The following is an 18,011-nucleotide window of genomic DNA, read 5'->3' as shown; positions in this document are numbered from 1 at the left end:
CATCGAGCATCGCTCCCACCGCTTCCACGTCTATCTTCACCACGGAACGGACACTAGCCCGGAGGTCGGACATCTTCATGTAACGGGTGTTCCGTGCCTTAGTTGCTTAGGCTTATTGATGTGCCCGGGCGCCAAATGATCGACTCGGAACGTTCAAAGGGAGACTTATGTCTGTTTCATATGTGGATGCGCAGGGTAAAAAAGGCCAGTTCACGGACAAAGAGGGCGAGCGCTTTGCCTACCATGTTGTGGAGGGCTCGGGCGTGCTCCTTGTAATGAAGAAGGAGGGCAGCGACCTTTGGCAGGTGTTGAAGGAACTGTCACCAATCGGTTGGCGCGAAGTTCAGGGTACCCGGTTCAACCAGTTCCCAACCACCAACCCGGGGCCGGATGGCAGGGTTTACTTTGCGCCCGCCGATAAGTCGAAGACTAATAATCCTGGATAGGCTGGGCGCGTTAGACAGGTCGATAGGCAGCCTGCAATTCGATATTGAGACTATTGCCCAACGTTCCGACGGCGAGCCGAGCAGGAATCCCGGGAACCGGTTCCCCCCTCCCGGATCCCGCGCAAGTGCTACAGGCGGCTAAGTGCCTAGGAATTGCCCCGGCGCCTGCTATAGGTCCGGGGCTTTTCCGTGCCGTCAGGGAGCGACCATTCAGGCAGTAATCCAGGCACACGGTTGCCCCAGCGGATGCCGCGGAGGTTCTCCGGGCAGCGCCTGCACTCCTCAATATCCCAGTCAGAATCGCTCACGCGCTCCACATTGCCGGCGGGATCCAAGCCCAATGCGAGTGCCGCCCGTCGTCAGCCCAGCTCACAAGGATGTGCGAGGGGTTCCAGCGTTCCGCGACCGCGTAGACGGCAACCGTGCCGCCGTCAGCCAGGGGAAGGCTGGCCAGCACCTTCGGGTACTTGCCGTACTCCCACGACTTAGCATCCTCTGGCGAGTGCCCCGGATCAGGTTTCAGATACTCGAAAGTCTCCCCGTCGAGGGTGAACGATGCCATGGTCCGATCCTAGGCGTCGGGCAAGGAAAGTCGCAGGTCGGGCGCGTACGCTGCCGTCGTGGCACAGCAGCCCGCTTAGGGGCACGCCACAGCGTTATCCCTCCCTCGGGGACGACGAGTAGCACCCCAGAGGCCGGCTCCATGAAGACCCCTCGACGCGTGGAGCCGGTCTGGGAGCCTCGTCCCGGGAAAGCAGAACACCCCCGCGCCTGGCCTGGGGGAGGACAGCAGCTCGGGGGTGCTCTGGTTTCCCGCCGCCATTGGGGGTTGCGGCGGAACGGCCTAAACATAGGCCTATGGAGATTGCAAGTCAAAGCCGTGCCGGAGAAAGTTGCGGTGCCTACGATGAGCGGACGGATGTGGCCCGGAGCAATCAGCATTGGGGGGGGTGGGCCAACTACTCCGGACGCACGAAAGCGCCCCGCCCAATGAAGGGTGGGGCGCTTTCGCTTATTCGCGGTGTTCGAGCGTGTCAGGCTGCACCAGGAACGACCAACGGGGGTTCCTCATGCGGCACCCTGCAAGTCGCAAGCGGGCAGCGGGCATGACCGAGTTAACCGAAGTGTCTCGTTTGAGGTTTTCGCGGAATCACTTCCCACTCCAAGCCACTGACACTTTGTGCTGCGGTGGATGGCCTCACGTTTCTCGCTTGCCGAGCCACGACAACGGAGCTGGGGCCACATATAACTTCATTACCTGCTACCTCTGCCACATACGGGCTACTGGCGCCAGGAAGAAGCAGATCGAGCTGCTCCTCCACGCTAAGAGCCTGCATCCGCCACAATTGGTTTACTGTCTCCTCAACCTTCTTGAACCCTGTAGTGGGGCGAAGTACTGTCAAGACTCGTTTGGGGGATTTGTCTGGCAATGCCGGTTCCCAAGTGATGATCCATGCGCGGCGTCCCGCTGTTCTTGTCATATATGGATCCTTCCACGCGCATTCCAGTCGGGCGTCCGTTAAGTCGTTATTTGTTGTGTTTCCCGAAATCATCCGGTCTGAAACTGCCGTCTAGGACAGCCTCCCAAACAGACGGACCCTCACCCCAGCCATACGTCAGGCCTGCTATCCGCACTCGGTAACACTCCCCGCCCTTGAACCAAGCCCGGACAGTGCCGCGCGGCGACTCTAACAGTTGCTGCGTCACCTTGTTTGGGTCCGTGGAAATCTCCACAATCGGGGCGATAGCATCCCTCCGCGCCAGGCGTCGGCTAGTCATGCCGGATCACCCAGCCGAGTGCCAGCATGCCAGCCGGGGTTAAACCTAGCTGGCCTCCAAGGTGCCTCATTTCCTGCGCCTGCCAGGCACTAGCGGATCCCTCATAAACTGCCCTGGCGTGACAGACATAGGCGGCCACGGCAGGCACAAAACTGTCGTCAAATTCATTGGCTTGTGGTGATTTCCAGATGTTTCGCCACAACTTCTTGTCTTCCGGTGACCAATTCCCCGACTTTGGAAGCTGCGGAACGGGCAAATCGCAACCCTCCGCGGGTAGCTCGACGAGTCCGGAACGTGCGCCAGGACTGCGATGCCGCGAGTTCGGTTTGATCGGATTAGCTTTAGGACCGGGCACAGCCGGCCTCCTTTCGGTTGGGTCTAACTGCTGGTGAAACCTCCTGCTGACCTCACCGACGGTTTTTCTAAGGGGAGGGCTTCGAGATTCCCCCCTGGCGTGCCTGAGGGGTGCTGTGTGTCAGTCGTATTGGTGTGCTGCTTTGCCGGCGGCGCTGAGGTTGCAGCGTGCACAGCTTGCGCCGAGGTAGCCTGCGCGGTCGTCTGTGTGATCCAGATGCCAGGGCGCGCCGGGTTTGATGTACTCGCCGCAGCGTGCGCACTTGACTGTGCCTGTTGCGACTGCGGGTGCTAGTGCTTTGCGGGCGTTGATGTGTGCGGTTCCGTACCCTCGTTGTGTTGAGGTGCCGCGGGCCTTGTCTGCTTCGCGTGCGTGCGCTGTGCACAGTGATCCCGCGGTGATGGTCGGGCATCCCGGCTTGGCGCATATCTTCTTGGCTCGTGCCATGAGCTTCGCTTCTCTCGTGTTTGCCATTCGGAAAGTTTTGAACCCTCCGCGGACTTTTTTCATCTACCCGGCGGGTTTTTCAGGAGGCCATGCCGAGCCCCGGTCCCCTGGGTGGCCTGTCTGCCTTCGCTTCTGGGCCATAGACTGCTTGCGGTAGTCGCCATCAACAGCAGGGGGAATGTCGTGAACTACATCGGAAGCGCTAATGAAAAGGCTGTTTCGGCGCGTGAACTAAATCGAACACACGTTGGTCTGACAGTGAGTTTCCAGGGCAACGAGACAACAGCGGTGTTTGGGCGTATTGCTGGCATTGGCCGTACCGACGCGAGCGTTCATATTGCACTGGCCGGAGTTGTTGGCGGCGGGGGCCTTCAGTCGTCCTATCAGCTTGGTCTTGACCAGCACGTGTATTTGCAGCCTGACATGCTGACTAGCACTGAGGCTGCGATCAAGGAGTTCGCTGTCAGGGTTCAAGAGAGCTTTAAGGGAACCAAGACTGACGATAAGTAGTCACGGGTGGTGACGCCCGCGCCGTGATGGTTACGGGCGTCACCTGCCTGTGGTTGGTTAGGCGTTGGCTTTGTCCATCGCCTTGCGGATGGCTACTTCGCTGTGGGTGTCTGCGAGGCGTGCGGCTCGTGCTGCTGCGTCGGCCTGTTCCGTTGCTCGCTGTGCGGTGGTCTTTGCCGTGTTGACCATGCTCTGCGCTTCGGCTGCGGTGTTGAGTCGCAAGGCGAAACCTTCGTGGGTGAGGTGGTGGAGAGCGTCACCTGTGGAGTGCCACAGCGCTTCGGCGAGCTGGATCCTGCCAAGGTCGGCGACGGGTGCGATGTAGTGCAGGTAGCCGGGGGTGTTGTCGCGTTCGGCGTCGGCGATGACGACGCGGGCGTTGCGTACCTGGGTCATTGTATTGCGTGCTGTGGTGAGGTCTTCCCATGCCTGAGCTGCTGCGGGTCCTGCGGCGAGGACTGTTCCGGCGTTGGCGTCGGGTGCGAAGTGCAGGCCTGCTTCTGTGATGGTTTTGGCTGCGGCGTCGAAGGGCTTGCGGAGGGCTTTTACGAGGCTATCGGCGTTGGTGCGGATGCCGGTGAAGAATGCCCGGTTGACGGCGTCTTGGGTGGCGTGTGCGGCGCTGGGGATGCGTTCGGCGGCGAGCATGGCGACGGCGGTTTCGCGGAGTTTGTCAGCGATGTTGTGAATGGTGGTGGATCCGTCGAGGATGCTGGCGTTGAGGTCGGCGCCGGCTGTTTCGTGGGTGGCGTTGAGGATGGCGTGAGCGAGGGCTGCGGCGTCCTGGGATTCTTTGGGCAGTTCGATGCCGAGGTTTCCGAAGACGCGGGTGATGTTGCGGATTTCGTGGAACATGGTCGTTAGTTTCCTTCGATGTTGGTGATGACGTTGGCGCCGAGGGCGGCTGCGATGGTGTTGGTTAATGCGTCGCTGTTCAGCGCATGCGGTTCGTTTGCGACTGCGGGTTCTCGGGTGGTGATGCAGGGGCCGTCGCCGCGGTTCAGTTCGCAGATGATTACGCGTTTCACGTCGGCACATTTACAGGGGGTCATACTGCGGGCCTTTCTATGGCGTCGATGAGTTCATTTGAGAGCCTGGTGGCGTCGTCTGGCGTAAGGACGCCGAGGCAGTGCCGGTCGCGGAAGACCACGACTGCGGGTTCTTCTTTGCCGTCTGGCGTTTCGAAAATCCCGGCTTTGGCGTACGTCCTCTGTGAGCCTTGGACGTTCATTTCGTGCCGGTTTGCGTAGCTGCGGAATGGGCTGTCGTTGAACATTGGGGGTTCCTTAGACGGTGGTGGAGCGGGACAGCCGCCCGTTTGCGTCGGCGTAGTTCATGGCGGGCTCTTTGCCGCTGGGGGTGATGGTCGTTCCGTTGCGGTTGGCTTCCGCGAGGCGCTGCCAGAAGGCGGCGCGTTCTGCCTGGTGTAGGGCGCGTTCACGCCAGAGGGAAACTTGCGCCGGCCACTCCCATGCATCGGTGACCGCGGCTGTGTAGGGGTCATAGGCCATTGGTTCGGTTCCTGTTCTGTCGCTGTCGGTCAGCACGGGCGCTGGCCCTGTTGCCGACGGGATCCTTGTGGAGCCCTCGGCCCGTGTGGGTTTCCGGGCTGTTGGTGAGTGCTTGCAGCCTTTGATTCATCCGTAGGCACATTTCCCTCAAGTACCGGATTTCGCTTTCGTAGCTTTCGGGAGTGCGGGTCACTGCGCGTCTCTCTCGTAGATGGCGAGTCGGGCCTCTGCCTCTAGCGCCCTGTCCCGCCATTTGCGGAACAGTTCGTGCTCTTCGAGGGCCTTCGCCTTGTAGATTTCGCAGAGGTTGAGCAGGTCATCCCGTGAGAGCTTCATGCGGCCTCCCTCATGTCGTAGACGGATAGGCGCGTGTTTGCCGCGTCGAGTGAGACATTGAGCGCGATTACCGCTGCTTCGAGCCGACGGACCTTCTTGTCCAGTTTGTTGATGACGCCCTGGCGGGTGCCTGCTAGCTTGCGCCAATCGGCGGCGGAATAAAGATCAGTCATTTCTAGTCCTTTTGGGTGCACTGACCCGACCACCCCTCCTTACGGGAGGGGGGTGGATCGTGGGCGGTCTGCGCGTGGGCGCCGTGGGCGGTGCCGTGGGGCGAAATGTCGCGGTAGTCCGGGGGTGCGTGGGTGCATATCGGGTGCGTGGAGGGTCCACGCTTTTAGCGGGCCGTGAGTGCTGCGTGGGCGCTAGGCTGCTGCTGTTAGCGGGGCCGGGAGATGATAGACCTTGGATGGGTTGCCGCCGTTTGTGGCCGGAGCTTCAACGGATCCAATAACGCCCGACTTGTCCAGTGCGTTGAGCTTTCGCCGGGCCTTCTCGATCTCATTAGCGGTAGGTTTCTCCTTCTCGAAGAGTGCCGCCGCATAGTCCCTGACTGTGATTCCCTGCCCCCGTGAGGCTTGGATCATGGCGAGAGGGTCCGCTGCGTTCCAGACCGAAGAAATGCCAGCGGCGTGGTCGTGCATCACCTTGAACGGGCCTACCGTGTCCGCCGGTTGCTTCAGGTGTCGGAAGTCAACGATGGTGTCTCCCGGCTTGCCTGACAGCAGAATGACCGAACCCGCCCCGCCTGTCAGCCATGTGGAGCCGTACACGTCTGAGAGCGTGTTGGGTGCCCCGCCGTCAGCGCCACGCTTTACCTGGTGATGAAGCTCTATGACCTCTACGCCGGCTGCAAGGGCCTTCTGTCGGGCATTGTTGTATCCAGCTCCCACGGCGTCCTCTGAGAGGCCTATGGCGGCGTCCTTGAGACTGTCAACGAAGATCCTGTTAGACTTCGCTTCGAGTGCGAGATCCCTTAGAAGGTCCGGGTTTCTGGCAATGTCTGCGGGCGGCGGGCCTTTCCAGATGGTTAGGCGGGCGTTTACTTCGTCCTTCTGGCCCCTGGTGAAGTGCCGGCGCAACGACCGGGCGATTTGCTGGGGCCGGTCCATTGCGAGGTATAGGACTCGTTCGCACGGCGTTACGGGTAGCCCTAGGACAGTGCCGCCGAAGATGCTGCCTGCCACGAGCTGGCCGGTGAGCGTTGTCTTGCCGACACCAGAGGGGCCGCAGATCATGAGGGCTTCACCTTCAGCACCCAGAACGTCCTGCCCAGCACCCCACCACGCGGGAGTGTGGTCTGGAATGTCGAACATGAAGTCGCCGCCGCGGGTGAAGGAGTGCAGAGCTGCCGTGTCATCCGGGGCCGTCACGCGACTGCCGCGTTAGTGGTTGGACGCAAGAGCACGGCGATGCGGTCTAGCACCTCGTCAGACAGCGGTGGCGCATCACTGACGACTCGCGCGATATACGCTGCGCGTGCTGCTTGACTGGCCTTAGTGTTTGCGGATACTTTTGGTACATCGTCAGTTCCGGATGAGCACGGAATTGCGGTAGCGTGAGCCAATATTAATCCTCCAGGATTTATGCCCCATGAGCGGGGCACTGAACTTTGGTTGGCTTGCGCGACAGAAGCTGTGACTCCGTAGGAAGAGTCATAGCTTCTTTTTTTGCCGCTTGGCCTACTCAAAGAATAGGCATACGGTGGCCCGCTTTCCTAGACCGCGGATTTCCCGACAGGTAGCGGAAAGCAGCCATCAAACGCGGGTTATATTCACCTCATTAAGCCCCAAATTGTTTCAGGCCTTACGGGGTCTTATTGCATTTCCCTGCCCGCTTTATGGCCCTTCGGAATGGCCGTTGCGTTTAAACGCAATGGAGTACGGCCTCGCTTGGGGTGGTTAGCAGGTGACCAGGTGCAATAAAAGTTGGCAGCGTTGAAACACTCAGAAGGCCTTGCAGGGATTCAAACCGTCCCGTAAACGGTGAGTGGACTGCTACTAAAATGTGTCGAACGTCACATGAAAATTTGGTTGGCATCACGGTTTGAACCATGGTTGGCCAGGGGGAAGGCTACTTCCACGTGAGGCTCACGTGCTCCGGGTTGAACCTGACACCCTTGCCGGCGGGCAGCAAGGTCACTTCCATGAGCGAACGGATAACTTGCTTCTTCCAGGCCAGCGGCAGGGCCTGCCACGCCTCCGAAACGTCCGTCGCTCCGACTACCCCTGCCAACGGATTTACGACCTCAGCCGCGCCAATAGAGGCTTCGGCGGCGATCAACTCCCTACTGATCTTGGCGGACTGCTCCCTGACCGCAGTCGGTGACAACAGACCGTCAGCGAGTAGCGCGGCTAAAGCGTCACGCCGACCTCGCAAATCAGTAGCCGTAGTCCGCAATTCCGCCAACTTGTCAGAGTCCACAAACAGCTTTGACGCATCAGGGCGGGAAAGCCTGGCAACCATGACGTCCGTAATCAGATCGTCTACCGGCTCCATCCGCCGTTGCAGGCAATATCCGCCCAAACACCGGTACACCATGATTGAGCGCCCCTTTGCTTTGTAGGGCGCGGCATACAGAGGCTTCCCACACTTGTGGCACATAGCGATACCGGATAGCAGATACTTTGCATTGAGGTCATCCGGCGCGGTGCGGCGCCGCGGATCCATCAAAAGGACTTCAAGCCGCCCATAGGTTTCCTGGTCAAGTATCGGGCCCCACTCGCCCTCCCCCATGTCCTCACCGTTGTAAATTCGCTTTCCCGCGTATCGAGGATTCAGCATCAGCCGGCGCACCTGAGTAACTCCCCATTTCCCGCCGGCTGTGGTCAGAGCCCGAGCGGCATTCCAGTCCCGCACAACACTGGAAAGGGTGGCGCCAGCGAGAATCGCGTCAGCGCCAGAGCGAATCAGCGCGGCCTCATCTTCCACCGTGAAAACGACGCCCTCTGGGGTGCGGTCATAACCGAACGGGCGGCGACTCCAAAAGGCCCTACCAGCTTCGGCCCGCTGCCTGTTCGCGGCCTTCTGACGGTTGCCTTTGTGTTTGACCTCCATCGAGGCTATGGCGGTTAGGATCTGAGCCACCGCAACGCCGGTAGGGTCCCCAAGGTCCAGAGAAACACCGTGAACGCAGGCGATGTTGACGCGGTGTGTCTGCCCGGCTTCAATGACGCGGGTCAGGTCCCGCATGTTGCGCGTGAGCCTGTCCAGGTGCCAGACCACAAGCCGGGTAATGGTCCCATCTTCCATGGCTCTTACGAGGCGCTCGAATTCTGGACGGAGCTTGCCTGAGCTGGCGCTTATCGAGTTGTCAGCGAAGATTTGCGGCGTGTCCCAGCCTTTGGCGTCCGCATATTTGCGGCAGGATGACTCCTGGCGCTGTACTGCGGCTTCACTCCCGCTCTTGTCTTCGGACTGTCGAAGATATATCGCCGTTGCGCCCATTCGGTCAGCGTAGCAAAGAAACACTAAGAGTTGACAGCGGGCACCATCATGCCGATTTCCTTCTTACCGGCGGACTCCATGAGCTCCCTCTTGGCTGTGTCCCGGACATCCTGTGCCTGCGCCCGGAGGACGTCGGCGAGGGGTGTTCCACGTTCGACGGCCACGATCATCCCGTCCACGAAACGGAGCAGCGGCCCTTGATCGGACCTGGACGAGAACTCGTGGAGGGCTTCCACGAGGGGCTTGCCGGACCGGGTCTCGGCGAGGACACGGCCGAATTCCTGCGAGAGCTCACCCCGCGCGCTGCGGCAGACCCTGTCCAGGGCACCGGTGGCACTTTCGCCGGCGCTGACAGCCAGGGCCATGAGTTCGGCGATGCTCGGAAACTCCGCCATCATCCGTGCCTCCCGTTTCTTGATGTGCGCGCCCAACAGGTAGTCCCGGAGCAGGAATCCGCCGACGGTGCTCCCCACGACGGCCACGACGGCGACGAACGGGCTGAAGCGGCCGACCGAGCCGGCGAGCGCCACAACTCCTATGGCCAGGACGAAGCCGCCCGCCGCCCACAGGAGCTGTTCAGCCCGGAAATCCACGGCTGTTTTGGCGCTGCCGGCGCGGGCAAGCCTGCGGTTCAATGCTGTTGCGCCAAGGTTGATCCGGCCCAGGGACCTGGCACCGTCCCGGATCGCGGGGCGGAGGATCCGTTCCAGCGGCCCAAACGGCGTGACATTCCGCGGGGCGGTGCGCAGAAGCCGGGATTCCAGGTTGTGGGTTCTCAATTGCGGTTCGATACGTTCGACGAAAGTCGTTGGGCGCATGAAGGGCAACCGGACGAGGAACAGCCAGAGTCCGGCCCCGAGCACGGCCCCGCACACCAGGGCGCCGGCCATCAGTCCGGTCATCGGAGGACCCGCTGTTCTTCCGGCAGCGCCCCGATGCGCAGCATGATGGCGTAGGACAGCAGGGAGACGGCAAGGCCGCCCAAGAGGACGGCAGCGCCGACCGGGGTGTTGTACGCCATCACGGCCTCAGGACGGCTGGCCAGCAACACCAGGACAATCCAGGGCGCAGCGACGGCCAGGCGTGCGGCGTTGACGGTCCAGGATTGCCTTGCCTCCAGTTCACTCCGGGTCCTGGCACTCTCCCGCAGGAACTCAGCGAGGGTGCCCAGCAGCCTCCCGAGGTCCGAGCCGCCCACCTCCCGGGTGAGCCGGAGGGCCTCGACAATCCGGTCCGCCACGGGATCGGCCAGCCGGTCCTTGAGCCGGGTGAGTGAGGGATCGAATTGGCCTCCCGACCGGTAGTCGGAGCCAAAGTCCACAAACACGTGGCGAAGCTCCACGGGGCCCTTGTCGCCCAGCTGGATAAGAGCCTCCGGCAATGACAGGCCGGCCCTGATGGCTGAGCGCAAATGATCAACGACGTCGGGCCAGAGCTGGCGGAGGACAGCCGTGCGCTTTCTGGCACGCCACCGGACCATCGCCATCGGCAGCCAGCCGCCAAACAGGCCAAAGCATCCCGAAATCGGCCAAGACCCGGTAACTGCGAAGAAGGCGAGCGTTGTGAATGCCCCGAGCCCAAGGCACGAGGCGAGCAGCCCTGCCGCGCTGACCTTTTCGATGCCCGCCGACCGCAGGAGGTCCTCAAGCCGGCTGGTCCGGGGCTTGCGCCGCACGCTCTCAGGCTTCTCCCACGCGGACCACCAGATCAGCAGTAGGCCGGCACCCCCCAGCATCCCCACCAGCGGCGCCATCACCGCTGCTCCAGCAGCGCCGCGACGTCGTATCCGGAGCGGGCAAACTTTTCCGCGGCGGGCATGGAGTTGGCCTTGGGCAGAAGCTGTCCGTCCGACATCGTGAACACCATGGAAGACTCGATGATCCCGTCTTCCACCCGCCGGCCCAGGGACAGGATCTCGGTGACCTGCCGGCGCCCGCTGCCGTGCCTGCTGCAATGGACCACGAGATCGATGCAGGACGCGACAGTGGGAACTACGAACGCACTCGAGATGTTGTCGCCGGCGAGCAATGGCAGGGTACAGATTTTTGTCACGGCGTCGTGGGCGGAGTTCGCATGTACGGTGCACATCCCCGGAAGGCCGGAATTCAAAGCGATAAGCATGTCCAGGCTCTCGGCTTCCCGGACCTCCCCGACCACCAGCCGGTCCGGCCGCATGCGCAGGGCCTCCTTGACCAGGCGGCGCAGCGGAATCTCCCCCTGCCCCTCCAGGTTCGGCTGACGGCACTGAAGACCGACGACGTCGCGGAGCGGCAACTGCAGCTCGAAGATTTCCTCCACCGTAATGACCCGTTCGCGGGTGCCGATGCTGGCGGCGAGGCAATTGAGCATGGTGGTTTTGCCCGCCTGGGTGGCGCCCGAGACCAGGATGTTGAGGCCGCTGGCGACGGCCGCACCGAGGAACCTGCCCGCCTGCGGGGTCAGCGTTCCCAGCTCCACCAGGTGCTCGAGCCGGCTGGCTTTGACCACGAACTTGCGGATATTGATGGCCCAGTGACGCCGGGTGACGTCCGGGATCACGACGTGCAGCCTGGAGCCGTCCGGGAGCGCCGCATCCACGAACGGGGAGGACATGTCCAGGCGCCGGCCCGAGCTCTTCAGCATCCGTTCCACAAGGTCCCGGACCTGCTGGTCCGTCAGCGAAACGGAGGTCAGCTCCGATTCGCCGTTGCGCGCCACGTAGATTTCATTCGGCGCGTTGAGCCAGATTTCCTCGATGCCCGGGTCGTCCAGGAGTGGCTGGAGTGCACCGAAGCCCGCCACTGCGTCGAAGACAAATCTCCGGGCCGACTCCAGCGGGCCCAGCGGGGGCAGCGGCGCCAGGAGGGCCCGTTCGTCGTAGTCGCTGACCGCCGCCTCGACCAGGCGCCGGACTTCCCCGGACTCCCGCAGGGGGTCAAGGCCCCGCCGGCGGATCAGTTCACGGACCTCGTCCTCAACAATGCGTACAGCCTCCACGCGGACCCCCATATGACTGCCGCCCCTGTGTGCCGGGGCGATGGGGTTAAAACTAGGGGCGGGCAACCGGCCCGACAAGGGGTGCCGGGCGCCCATGTGGATAACCGGCAGGTTTCAACATGACAACTTTCACTTTGGCAACACTTGAATCACTGGTCTCGGATGTCGGCCGGTGTTAGGGTGAGCGCGTTAAGTCAGACATTCTCTCAGCCCGGCCAGCTCTCCTCGTAGCCCCTCGGGCGCGAGACCGTGTGGCGCGGCTCCCACAGCGTGCCATTGCCCCGGAGCGGAACATGAAGCGCACCCCACATCCCCCCACCAGCCACCGATGCCGACGGGCCGGGGCCATTCTCCTCGCCGCCACCCTGCTGGCCATCACCGGCGTTCCGGCGCCGGCAACCGCCGTCGAGCCGCCAGCCACGCCGTCGGCGTCTGCCACCGCGTCCGCCACGCCGTCTGCCACCCCGACGCCGACGGTCACCAGCACCGTTCCGGCGCCATCCGCAACGGCCCCATCTACGGCCCCGGCCGCCCCTGCCCCGGCCCCCTCACCGTCACCGACGGCAACGCAGGCAGCGGCACAGTCCGCAGCGGCGCCGGGCGGCGTCAAGGACCGGGCGGCCATGGCCGCGGCGGTCGGCCCCGGTGGTGCCGAGATGGGCCAGCGCTCCGCCCGGGTCAGCGCTCCGTCGCCACTGTTGAAGGCGACCACCCAGTCCGCCGCCATCGAGTCGCTCACCACGCAGGGCACGTGGTCGCCGTCGTACGGGGTCAAAGGCCTGGACGTCAGCGGCCACCAGACCAGCGTGAACTGGCAGAGCCAGTGGAACATGGGGGCCCGCTTCGCCTACGTCAAAGCCAGTGAAGGCAACTACTTCACCAACGATTCCTTCGGCGCCCAGTACGGCGGCGCCCGCAGCGTCGGCATGATCCGGGGCGCCTACCACTTCGCGATCCCGAACTGGTCCTCAGGAGCGGACCAGGCACGCTTCTTCGTCCAGAACGGCGGCGGCTGGAGTGCCGACGGCCGGACCATGCCCCCGGTCCTCGACTTCGAATTCAACCCCTACGCCGGCCGCACCATCAACGGCTTCTACTTCGGCAACACCTGCTACGGCATGTCCCCCTCGCAGCTGACGTCCTGGGTGCGCGACTTCGGGAACACCATGCGGGCGCTCACGGGCCGCCTTCCCGTCATCTACACCAACACGTCGTGGTGGAACCAGTGCACGGCCAACGCGGCGGGCTTCGGCGACTACCCGCTGTGGGTCGCGTCCTACCCGCTCTCCGCCACAGACAACGCCGGGCCCGTCCCCTCCAGCTGGAGCGTTTTCAGCATGTGGCAATACAGCAGCACGGGGCCGTTCGCGGGCGACTCCAATATCTGGAACGGCGACTATGCCTCACTCCAGCGCTTCGCCGGGACGCCGCTGCCCACCGGCTCCTTCGACGACCTCTCCGTGACCCGCGACGGCGCCGCGGTCTCCCTGCGCGCCCGGGGCTGGTCGGCAGACCTGGCCAGGACGTCGTCCTCGATCCAGACGCACATTTACGTCACTGATCCGTCCGGGACCACCAAGGGCTACGCCTGGCAGGCCAACAAGTCCCGGCCGGATGTTGACCAGGCACTCGGTTACGGTTTGTTGCACGGCTTCGACGGCACGGTCCGGATCACGGCTTCGGGCACCTACAAGGTCTGCGCCTACGCCATCGGGTCCTTCGGCAACACACTCCTGGACTGCAAGTCACTCCGGGCCACCGGGGTGGAGGCACCGACGGGGTCCTTCGACAGCTTCGGCCAGGTCCGCACGGCCGACAAGGTCACGCTGCGGCTCAAGGGCTGGGCAGCCGACCTCGCCAACCCCTCGGTCTCCAGCTATGCGGACGCCTACGTCACCGACCCGGCTGGGAAAACCACCGGATACCGGATGACGGCCAACGTCGCCCGGAAGGATGTCGCGGACGCGACCGGTCTGGGGCTGGCCCACGGCTTCGACTACCAGGTCAAAGCCACCGTTCCGGGGTCGTACCGTGCGTGCGTCTACGGGATCGGGCGAAACGCCAACGTGCTGCTGTCCTGCAAGACCACAAATGTTGAGGCAAACCCGGCACCGTTCGGCTCCTACGATTCGGTGTCCCTCACCCAGGCGCCCAACGCCGCGAACTTCCAGGTGAGCGGATGGGCACTGGATCCGGTGCAGCCAGGGAAGAGCGTGCCCGTGCACGTCTACGTCCAGTCGCCCAACGGGACCAATCCCGGCTACGCCTTCACCGCAAACCGCCCGCGGCCGGACGTCAATGCCGCGCTGCACACGGTTGGTGACCACGGTTTCCAGGTCTCCGTTCCGCTGACCCGTGCCGGGAAGTACACCGTGTGCGCCTATGCCATCGGCATCGCCCCGGTCACGGCCGGCAATACGCTGCTGGGCTGCAAGTCCATCAGCGCAAGCCCAACCCCGGCCACCATGGGTTACCTGGATGCGGCCTCAATCCAGGTCGCCAGCGGCAAAGCCTCCATCAGGGCCTCGGGCTGGACCTTGGATCCGTTCTTTGCGGCCTCATCGATCCCGGACCACGTCTACGTGACCTCGCCTGACGGCATCCGGAAGGGGTACGCCTTCATGGCCGACCAGAAGCGCCCGGACGTCAACCGGGCCCTCGACACGGTCGGAAATCACGGCTTCACGTCATCGGTCCCCATCACCCAGCGCGGCCAGTACCGGGTGTGCGCTTACGGCGTCGCGGTCTCGATGCTGAGCCTGAACAACTCCCTGCTGGGGTGCCAAACGCTCACCTATTAGCCACCCTGGTATTAGCCGCCCTGGCCGACGCCGCACAACGCAGACCGGCCCCCGCAGGKGSGGGGGCCGGTCTGCGTTGTGGTGCCCGGGGCTGACCGTTAAAGACCGCTAAATCAGGAACCGAGGTAGTCGCTCAGCCGCTCAGCTGCGGAGGGAACGGTGAACCCGGTCGCCTTGATCTTGTCCAGCGTGAGGGCGCTGTTCAGCGGCCGCGGCGAGACGGCCTTGCCCTTGAAGTACTCCTCGGTGCTCACACCGGTCACGGCCTCCCGCGGTTTGCCGGAGAGTTCGTAGACGTCCGCGGCGATATCCGCCCAGGACTGCTGCTCGCCGTCGTTGCTGAGGTTGTAGACGCCGTACTCGGCGCCTGATTCCAGCAGGTGCCGGATGCCGGCGGCGATGTCTTCGGTGAAGCTCAGCCGCCCGATCTGGTCGTCAACCACTGACGGTTCGATGTCGCGCTCGGCCAGCGAGGCCATGGTACGGACAAAGTTGTTGCCCTCACCGATCACCCAGCTGGTGCGCACAATGTAGTGCCGGGGCACCACACTGACGACGGCGTCGCCCGCGGCTTTGGTCTGGCCGTAGACGCCCAGCGGCGCCACCGGTTCGGATTCGTCGTGCGTGGCGCGCGTGCCGTCGAAGACATAGTCCGAGGACACGTGCACCAGGGTGAGGTCGTGTTCGACGGCGGTGCGGGCCAGCCGCGCCACGGCCGTGACGTTGACCGCCCAGGCAGCCGCCCGGCCCTCGGCCGACTCGGCGGCATCCACCGCGGTGTAGGCCGCGGCGTTGATGATCGTGGAGTAGTTCTTCCAGTTCCGTCCGGCGAAGGCATCCTCGCTGCCGAGGTCAAACTCGTCCCGGCCGGCAAACTCAACGGACGGGTCGCCGTCGTACTGCCGGCGCAGCGCTTTTCCGAGCTGGCCGTTGGCGCCGACCACGAGGACCTTCTTCGGCGGCATCGGTGTGACGTCCGCCAGGCGCGGGTGCGCCTTGTCCTTGTCCGAGAGCTCGGCCTGGTCCAACGGCACCGGCCAGCTGATGGCCGCGGTTTCGTCGGCGAGGTTCAGGAACGTGTACTGGCCCTGGGCGTCAGCGGACCAGTGGTCGTTGACGAGGTAGGTGTAGGCGGTGTTGTCCTCCAGCGTCTGGAAGGCGTTCCCCACCCCGCGGGGAATGAAGATGGCCTGGCTGGGGTCCAGCTCGGCGGTGAACACGGCGCCGAAGGTCGGGCCTTCGCGCAGGTCCACCCAGGCGCCGAAAATCCTGCCGGTGGCCACGGAGATGAACTTGTCCCACGGCTCGGCATGGATGCCGCGGGTGGTGCCGGCGGATTCGTTGAACGAGATGTTGTTCTGCACCGGACGGAAGTCGGGCAGGCCAAGCGCCACCATCTTTTCCCGCTGCCAGTTCTCCTTGAACCAGCCCCGGTTGTCACCGTGGACGGGAAGGTCGTAGAGGACGACGCCGGGGATCGGGGTTTCGTGCGCTGTGAGCTTTTTCGAGAACTCGATCGACATAATCTACTGGCCTTGTTCCTTGTACTTCGCTTCCGTGGCGGCCTTCTGGGGCCGCCACCAGTCCTCGTTGTTCCGGTACCAGGCGATGGTGTCCTCGATGCCCGCCTCGAAGTTGGAGAACTGCGGCTCCCAGCCGAGTTCCTCGCGCAGCTTGGAGGAGTCGATGGCGTACCGCATGTCGTGGCCGGGCCGGTCCACCACGTGCTCGTACGCGTCCGGCGCCTGGCCCATGTGCTTGAGGATCAGTTCGACGACGTCCTTGTTGTTCTTCTCGCCGTCGGCGCCGATCAGGTAGGTCTCCCCGATCCGGCCCTTGGCGATGATCGCCAGGACAGCGGACGAGTGGTCGTTGGCGTGGATCCAGTCGCGGACGTTCTCGCCTTTGCCGTACAGCTTGGGACGGATGCCGTCGATCACGTTGGTGATCTGGCGCGGGATGAACTTCTCCACATGCTGGTACGGGCCGTAGTTGTTGGAGCAGTTGCTGATGGTCGCCTGCAGACCGAACGACCGCACCCAGGCGCGGACCAGCAGATCCGAGCCCGCCTTGGTGGAGGAATACGGGCTGGAGGGGTTGTAGGGCGTGCTCTCGGTGAACCGCTCCGGGTCATCGAGCTCGAGATCGCCGTAGACCTCGTCGGTGGAGATGTGGTGGAAACGCTTGTTGTGCTTCCGCGCGGCCTCGATCAGGGTGTAGGTCCCGATGATGTTGGTGTCCAGGAACGGGCGCGGATCATGCAGCGAGTTGTCGTTGTGGGATTCCGCGGCGTAGTGCACCACGACGTCGGACCCGGCAACCAGGCGCTCCACCACAGCGGCGTCGCAGATGTCGCCCTGCACCAGCGTGAAGCGGTCCGCCGGCAGGCCCGCCAGCGACTCCACATTGCCTGCGTAGGTGAGCTTGTCGAGGACCGTGACCTGATGGTCGGTGTTCTGCAATACGTAGTGGACGAAATTGGAGCCGATGAATCCGGCGCCGCCGGTGACGAGGAGTTTCTGCATGAGGCCAGCTTACCGAAAGGCCGTTGCCGGCTCAGACCCGCCGGCGGGTCCTGCGGAGGGCTTCGACCATGAGCCGGACCAGCATCACGCGGGCCGCGACGATCTTGGGCAGCGACCGCAGGCCGGCAGGCGTCTGGTTCGATTCGTGGATCCGGCGGTAAATGGTCGACTCGTCTAGGTGGGTTATCGATCCGGCGACATTGCCGCAGATGGCCAGCCAGAGATCGTGTGATTCCCGGACGTAAGCGGGAATCGGTGTGAAGTAGCGGGCAGCCTCCCGGCGGAAGGCCATGCCACAGCCGTAGTACGCCCGGTACCCGATCAGGATGGCAAACAAGTTTGCCATGTGCCGCCGCGAGTCCGCGGACTTCAGCCGCGGAATCCAGGGCCGGATCCCGCCGCCCAACATGTCGAAATTGCTGGCGACCACCAAAGAACCGGACAAGGCAGCGAGCATCAGCTCCAGCCGTCCTGGAATCCAGACGTCGTCCTGGTCGGACAGGAACACGTACTCCCCCCGGCTCAGCCGGATCGCTTCCTCGAAGCTGCGCACGTACCCCCGGTTGACAGGCGAGCGGACGAGACGGATCCGCGGATCTTCGATGCCCTCCACGATCGCGGCAGTCTCGTCGGGGGACGCATCATCGACCACGACGATCTCATCATCGGGACCCAACTCGGCGAGGATGGACGCTATCTGCTCCCGGACAAAGGCCGCACCCTTGTAGGTGGCCATGCACACGCTGGCCCTGATCTTCGGCACGCCGGGGCCATTCTCGTCGTTCATGCGAACCACTCTAGGCGACTCCTGGGCCAGGGGCCGGTGCGGGGCAATCGCGTATCATCGTTAGGTCAAGCCCCCCCAGCACGAGGACCGC

The 18,011-nt window shown here is 63.5% G+C and carries 19 protein-coding genes; 3 read left to right on the top strand and 16 right to left on the bottom strand.

Annotation, left to right across the window (positions count from 1 at the left end):
* Nucleotides 1-167 precede the first annotated feature (167 nt).
* Entirely contained in the window at nt 168-446 is a 279-nt protein-coding gene (locus tag AC1DXI_RS03515) for a hypothetical protein (RefSeq protein ID WP_476937459.1), read from the top strand.
* 304 nt (nt 447-750) lie between these two features.
* On the opposite strand, the gene AC1DXI_RS03510 is transcribed toward AC1DXI_RS03515, so the two are convergent.
* Together AC1DXI_RS03510 and AC1DXI_RS03505 are read right to left on the bottom strand one after the other, a co-directional pair.
* Nucleotides 751-1,008: a hypothetical protein gene (locus AC1DXI_RS03510; protein WP_476937458.1), complete on the bottom strand. Its 258-nt coding sequence runs from the start codon at nt 1,006-1,008 to the stop codon at nt 751-753.
* A 1,209-nt stretch (nt 1,009-2,217) separates the two neighbouring features.
* Nucleotides 2,218-2,580, bottom strand: a complete 363-nt coding sequence (locus AC1DXI_RS03505; RefSeq protein WP_476937457.1) for a phage terminase small subunit — start codon at nt 2,578-2,580, stop codon at nt 2,218-2,220.
* A gap of 630 nt (nt 2,581-3,210) precedes the next feature.
* Between AC1DXI_RS03505 and AC1DXI_RS03500 the strand changes: the two genes are divergently transcribed.
* Complete coding sequence (locus tag AC1DXI_RS03500) at nt 3,211-3,537, top strand: hypothetical protein (RefSeq protein WP_476937456.1); 327 nt, start codon at nt 3,211-3,213, stop codon at nt 3,535-3,537.
* 57 nt (nt 3,538-3,594) lie between these two features.
* Here the strand turns inward: AC1DXI_RS03500 and AC1DXI_RS03495 are convergent, their stop codons facing one another.
* The 11 genes from AC1DXI_RS03495 to AC1DXI_RS03445 form a co-directional block, all read right to left on the bottom strand.
* Nucleotides 3,595-4,392: a hypothetical protein gene (locus tag AC1DXI_RS03495; protein ID WP_476937455.1), complete on the bottom strand. Its 798-nt coding sequence runs from the start codon at nt 4,390-4,392 to the stop codon at nt 3,595-3,597.
* 5 nt (nt 4,393-4,397) lie between these two features.
* A complete protein-coding gene (locus tag AC1DXI_RS03490; protein WP_476937454.1) occupies nt 4,398-4,565 on the bottom strand; it encodes a hypothetical protein in 168 nt (55 codons plus the stop codon).
* 20 nt (nt 4,566-4,585) lie between these two features.
* A complete protein-coding gene (locus AC1DXI_RS03485; protein WP_476937453.1) occupies nt 4,586-4,813 on the bottom strand; it encodes a hypothetical protein in 228 nt (75 codons plus the stop codon).
* A 10-nt stretch (nt 4,814-4,823) separates the two neighbouring features.
* Entirely contained in the window at nt 4,824-5,048 is a 225-nt protein-coding gene (locus AC1DXI_RS03480; protein ID WP_476937452.1) for a hypothetical protein, read from the bottom strand.
* 189 nt (nt 5,049-5,237) lie between these two features.
* Nucleotides 5,238-5,384 (bottom strand): hypothetical protein, encoded by a 147-nt coding sequence (locus AC1DXI_RS03475; RefSeq protein ID WP_476937451.1) that lies wholly within the window; start codon nt 5,382-5,384, stop codon nt 5,238-5,240.
* Nucleotides 5,381-5,557 (bottom strand): hypothetical protein, encoded by a 177-nt coding sequence (locus AC1DXI_RS03470; RefSeq protein ID WP_476937450.1) that lies wholly within the window; start codon nt 5,555-5,557, stop codon nt 5,381-5,383. The genes AC1DXI_RS03475 and AC1DXI_RS03470 overlap by 4 nt, the downstream gene beginning before the upstream one ends.
* Before the next feature lie 192 nt (nt 5,558-5,749).
* On the bottom strand, nt 5,750-6,757 hold the full coding sequence (locus tag AC1DXI_RS03465; protein ID WP_476937449.1) for an AAA family ATPase: 1,008 nt from the start codon (nt 6,755-6,757) through the stop codon (nt 5,750-5,752).
* A 700-nt stretch (nt 6,758-7,457) separates the two neighbouring features.
* The gene (locus AC1DXI_RS03460) at nt 7,458-8,831 is read right to left on the bottom strand and encodes a recombinase family protein (protein WP_476937448.1); all 1,374 of its coding nucleotides are present in this window, start codon (nt 8,829-8,831) and stop codon (nt 7,458-7,460) included.
* Between the two features lie 23 nt (nt 8,832-8,854).
* Complete coding sequence (locus AC1DXI_RS03455; protein ID WP_476937447.1) at nt 8,855-9,733, bottom strand: type II secretion system F family protein; 879 nt, start codon at nt 9,731-9,733, stop codon at nt 8,855-8,857.
* Complete coding sequence (locus AC1DXI_RS03450; RefSeq protein WP_476937497.1) at nt 9,730-10,584, bottom strand: type II secretion system F family protein; 855 nt, start codon at nt 10,582-10,584, stop codon at nt 9,730-9,732. Before AC1DXI_RS03450 ends, AC1DXI_RS03455 begins: the two co-directional genes overlap by 4 nt.
* Nucleotides 10,584-11,807, bottom strand: coding sequence for a CpaF family protein (locus AC1DXI_RS03445; protein ID WP_476937446.1), 1,224 nt, complete (start codon nt 11,805-11,807; stop codon nt 10,584-10,586). The genes AC1DXI_RS03450 and AC1DXI_RS03445 overlap by 1 nt, the downstream gene beginning before the upstream one ends.
* 293 nt (nt 11,808-12,100) lie before the next feature.
* On the opposite strand from AC1DXI_RS03445, the gene AC1DXI_RS03440 reads away from it, so the two are divergent.
* A complete protein-coding gene (locus tag AC1DXI_RS03440) occupies nt 12,101-14,608 on the top strand; it encodes a lysozyme (RefSeq protein WP_476937445.1) in 2,508 nt (835 codons plus the stop codon).
* Nucleotides 14,609-14,721: 113 nt separating this feature from the next.
* Here the strand turns inward: AC1DXI_RS03440 and AC1DXI_RS03435 are convergent, their stop codons facing one another.
* From AC1DXI_RS03435 to AC1DXI_RS03425, 3 genes are read right to left on the bottom strand one after another with little or no spacing between them, the layout of a single operon-like run.
* On the bottom strand, nt 14,722-16,131 hold the full coding sequence (locus AC1DXI_RS03435; RefSeq protein ID WP_476937444.1) for a sugar nucleotide-binding protein: 1,410 nt from the start codon (nt 16,129-16,131) through the stop codon (nt 14,722-14,724).
* A gap of 3 nt (nt 16,132-16,134) precedes the next feature.
* The gene (rfbB, locus tag AC1DXI_RS03430; RefSeq protein WP_476937443.1) at nt 16,135-17,133 is read right to left on the bottom strand and encodes a dTDP-glucose 4,6-dehydratase; all 999 of its coding nucleotides are present in this window, start codon (nt 17,131-17,133) and stop codon (nt 16,135-16,137) included.
* A gap of 31 nt (nt 17,134-17,164) precedes the next feature.
* On the bottom strand, nt 17,165-17,920 hold the full coding sequence (locus AC1DXI_RS03425; protein WP_476937442.1) for a glycosyltransferase family 2 protein: 756 nt from the start codon (nt 17,918-17,920) through the stop codon (nt 17,165-17,167).
* Between the last annotated feature and the right edge of the window lie 91 nt (nt 17,921-18,011).

The organism is Arthrobacter sp. P1_H7 (assembly GCF_056405215.1).
Note: the sequence above shows the minus strand (reverse complement) of the source record. Positions and strands in the feature narration are given on the sequence as shown.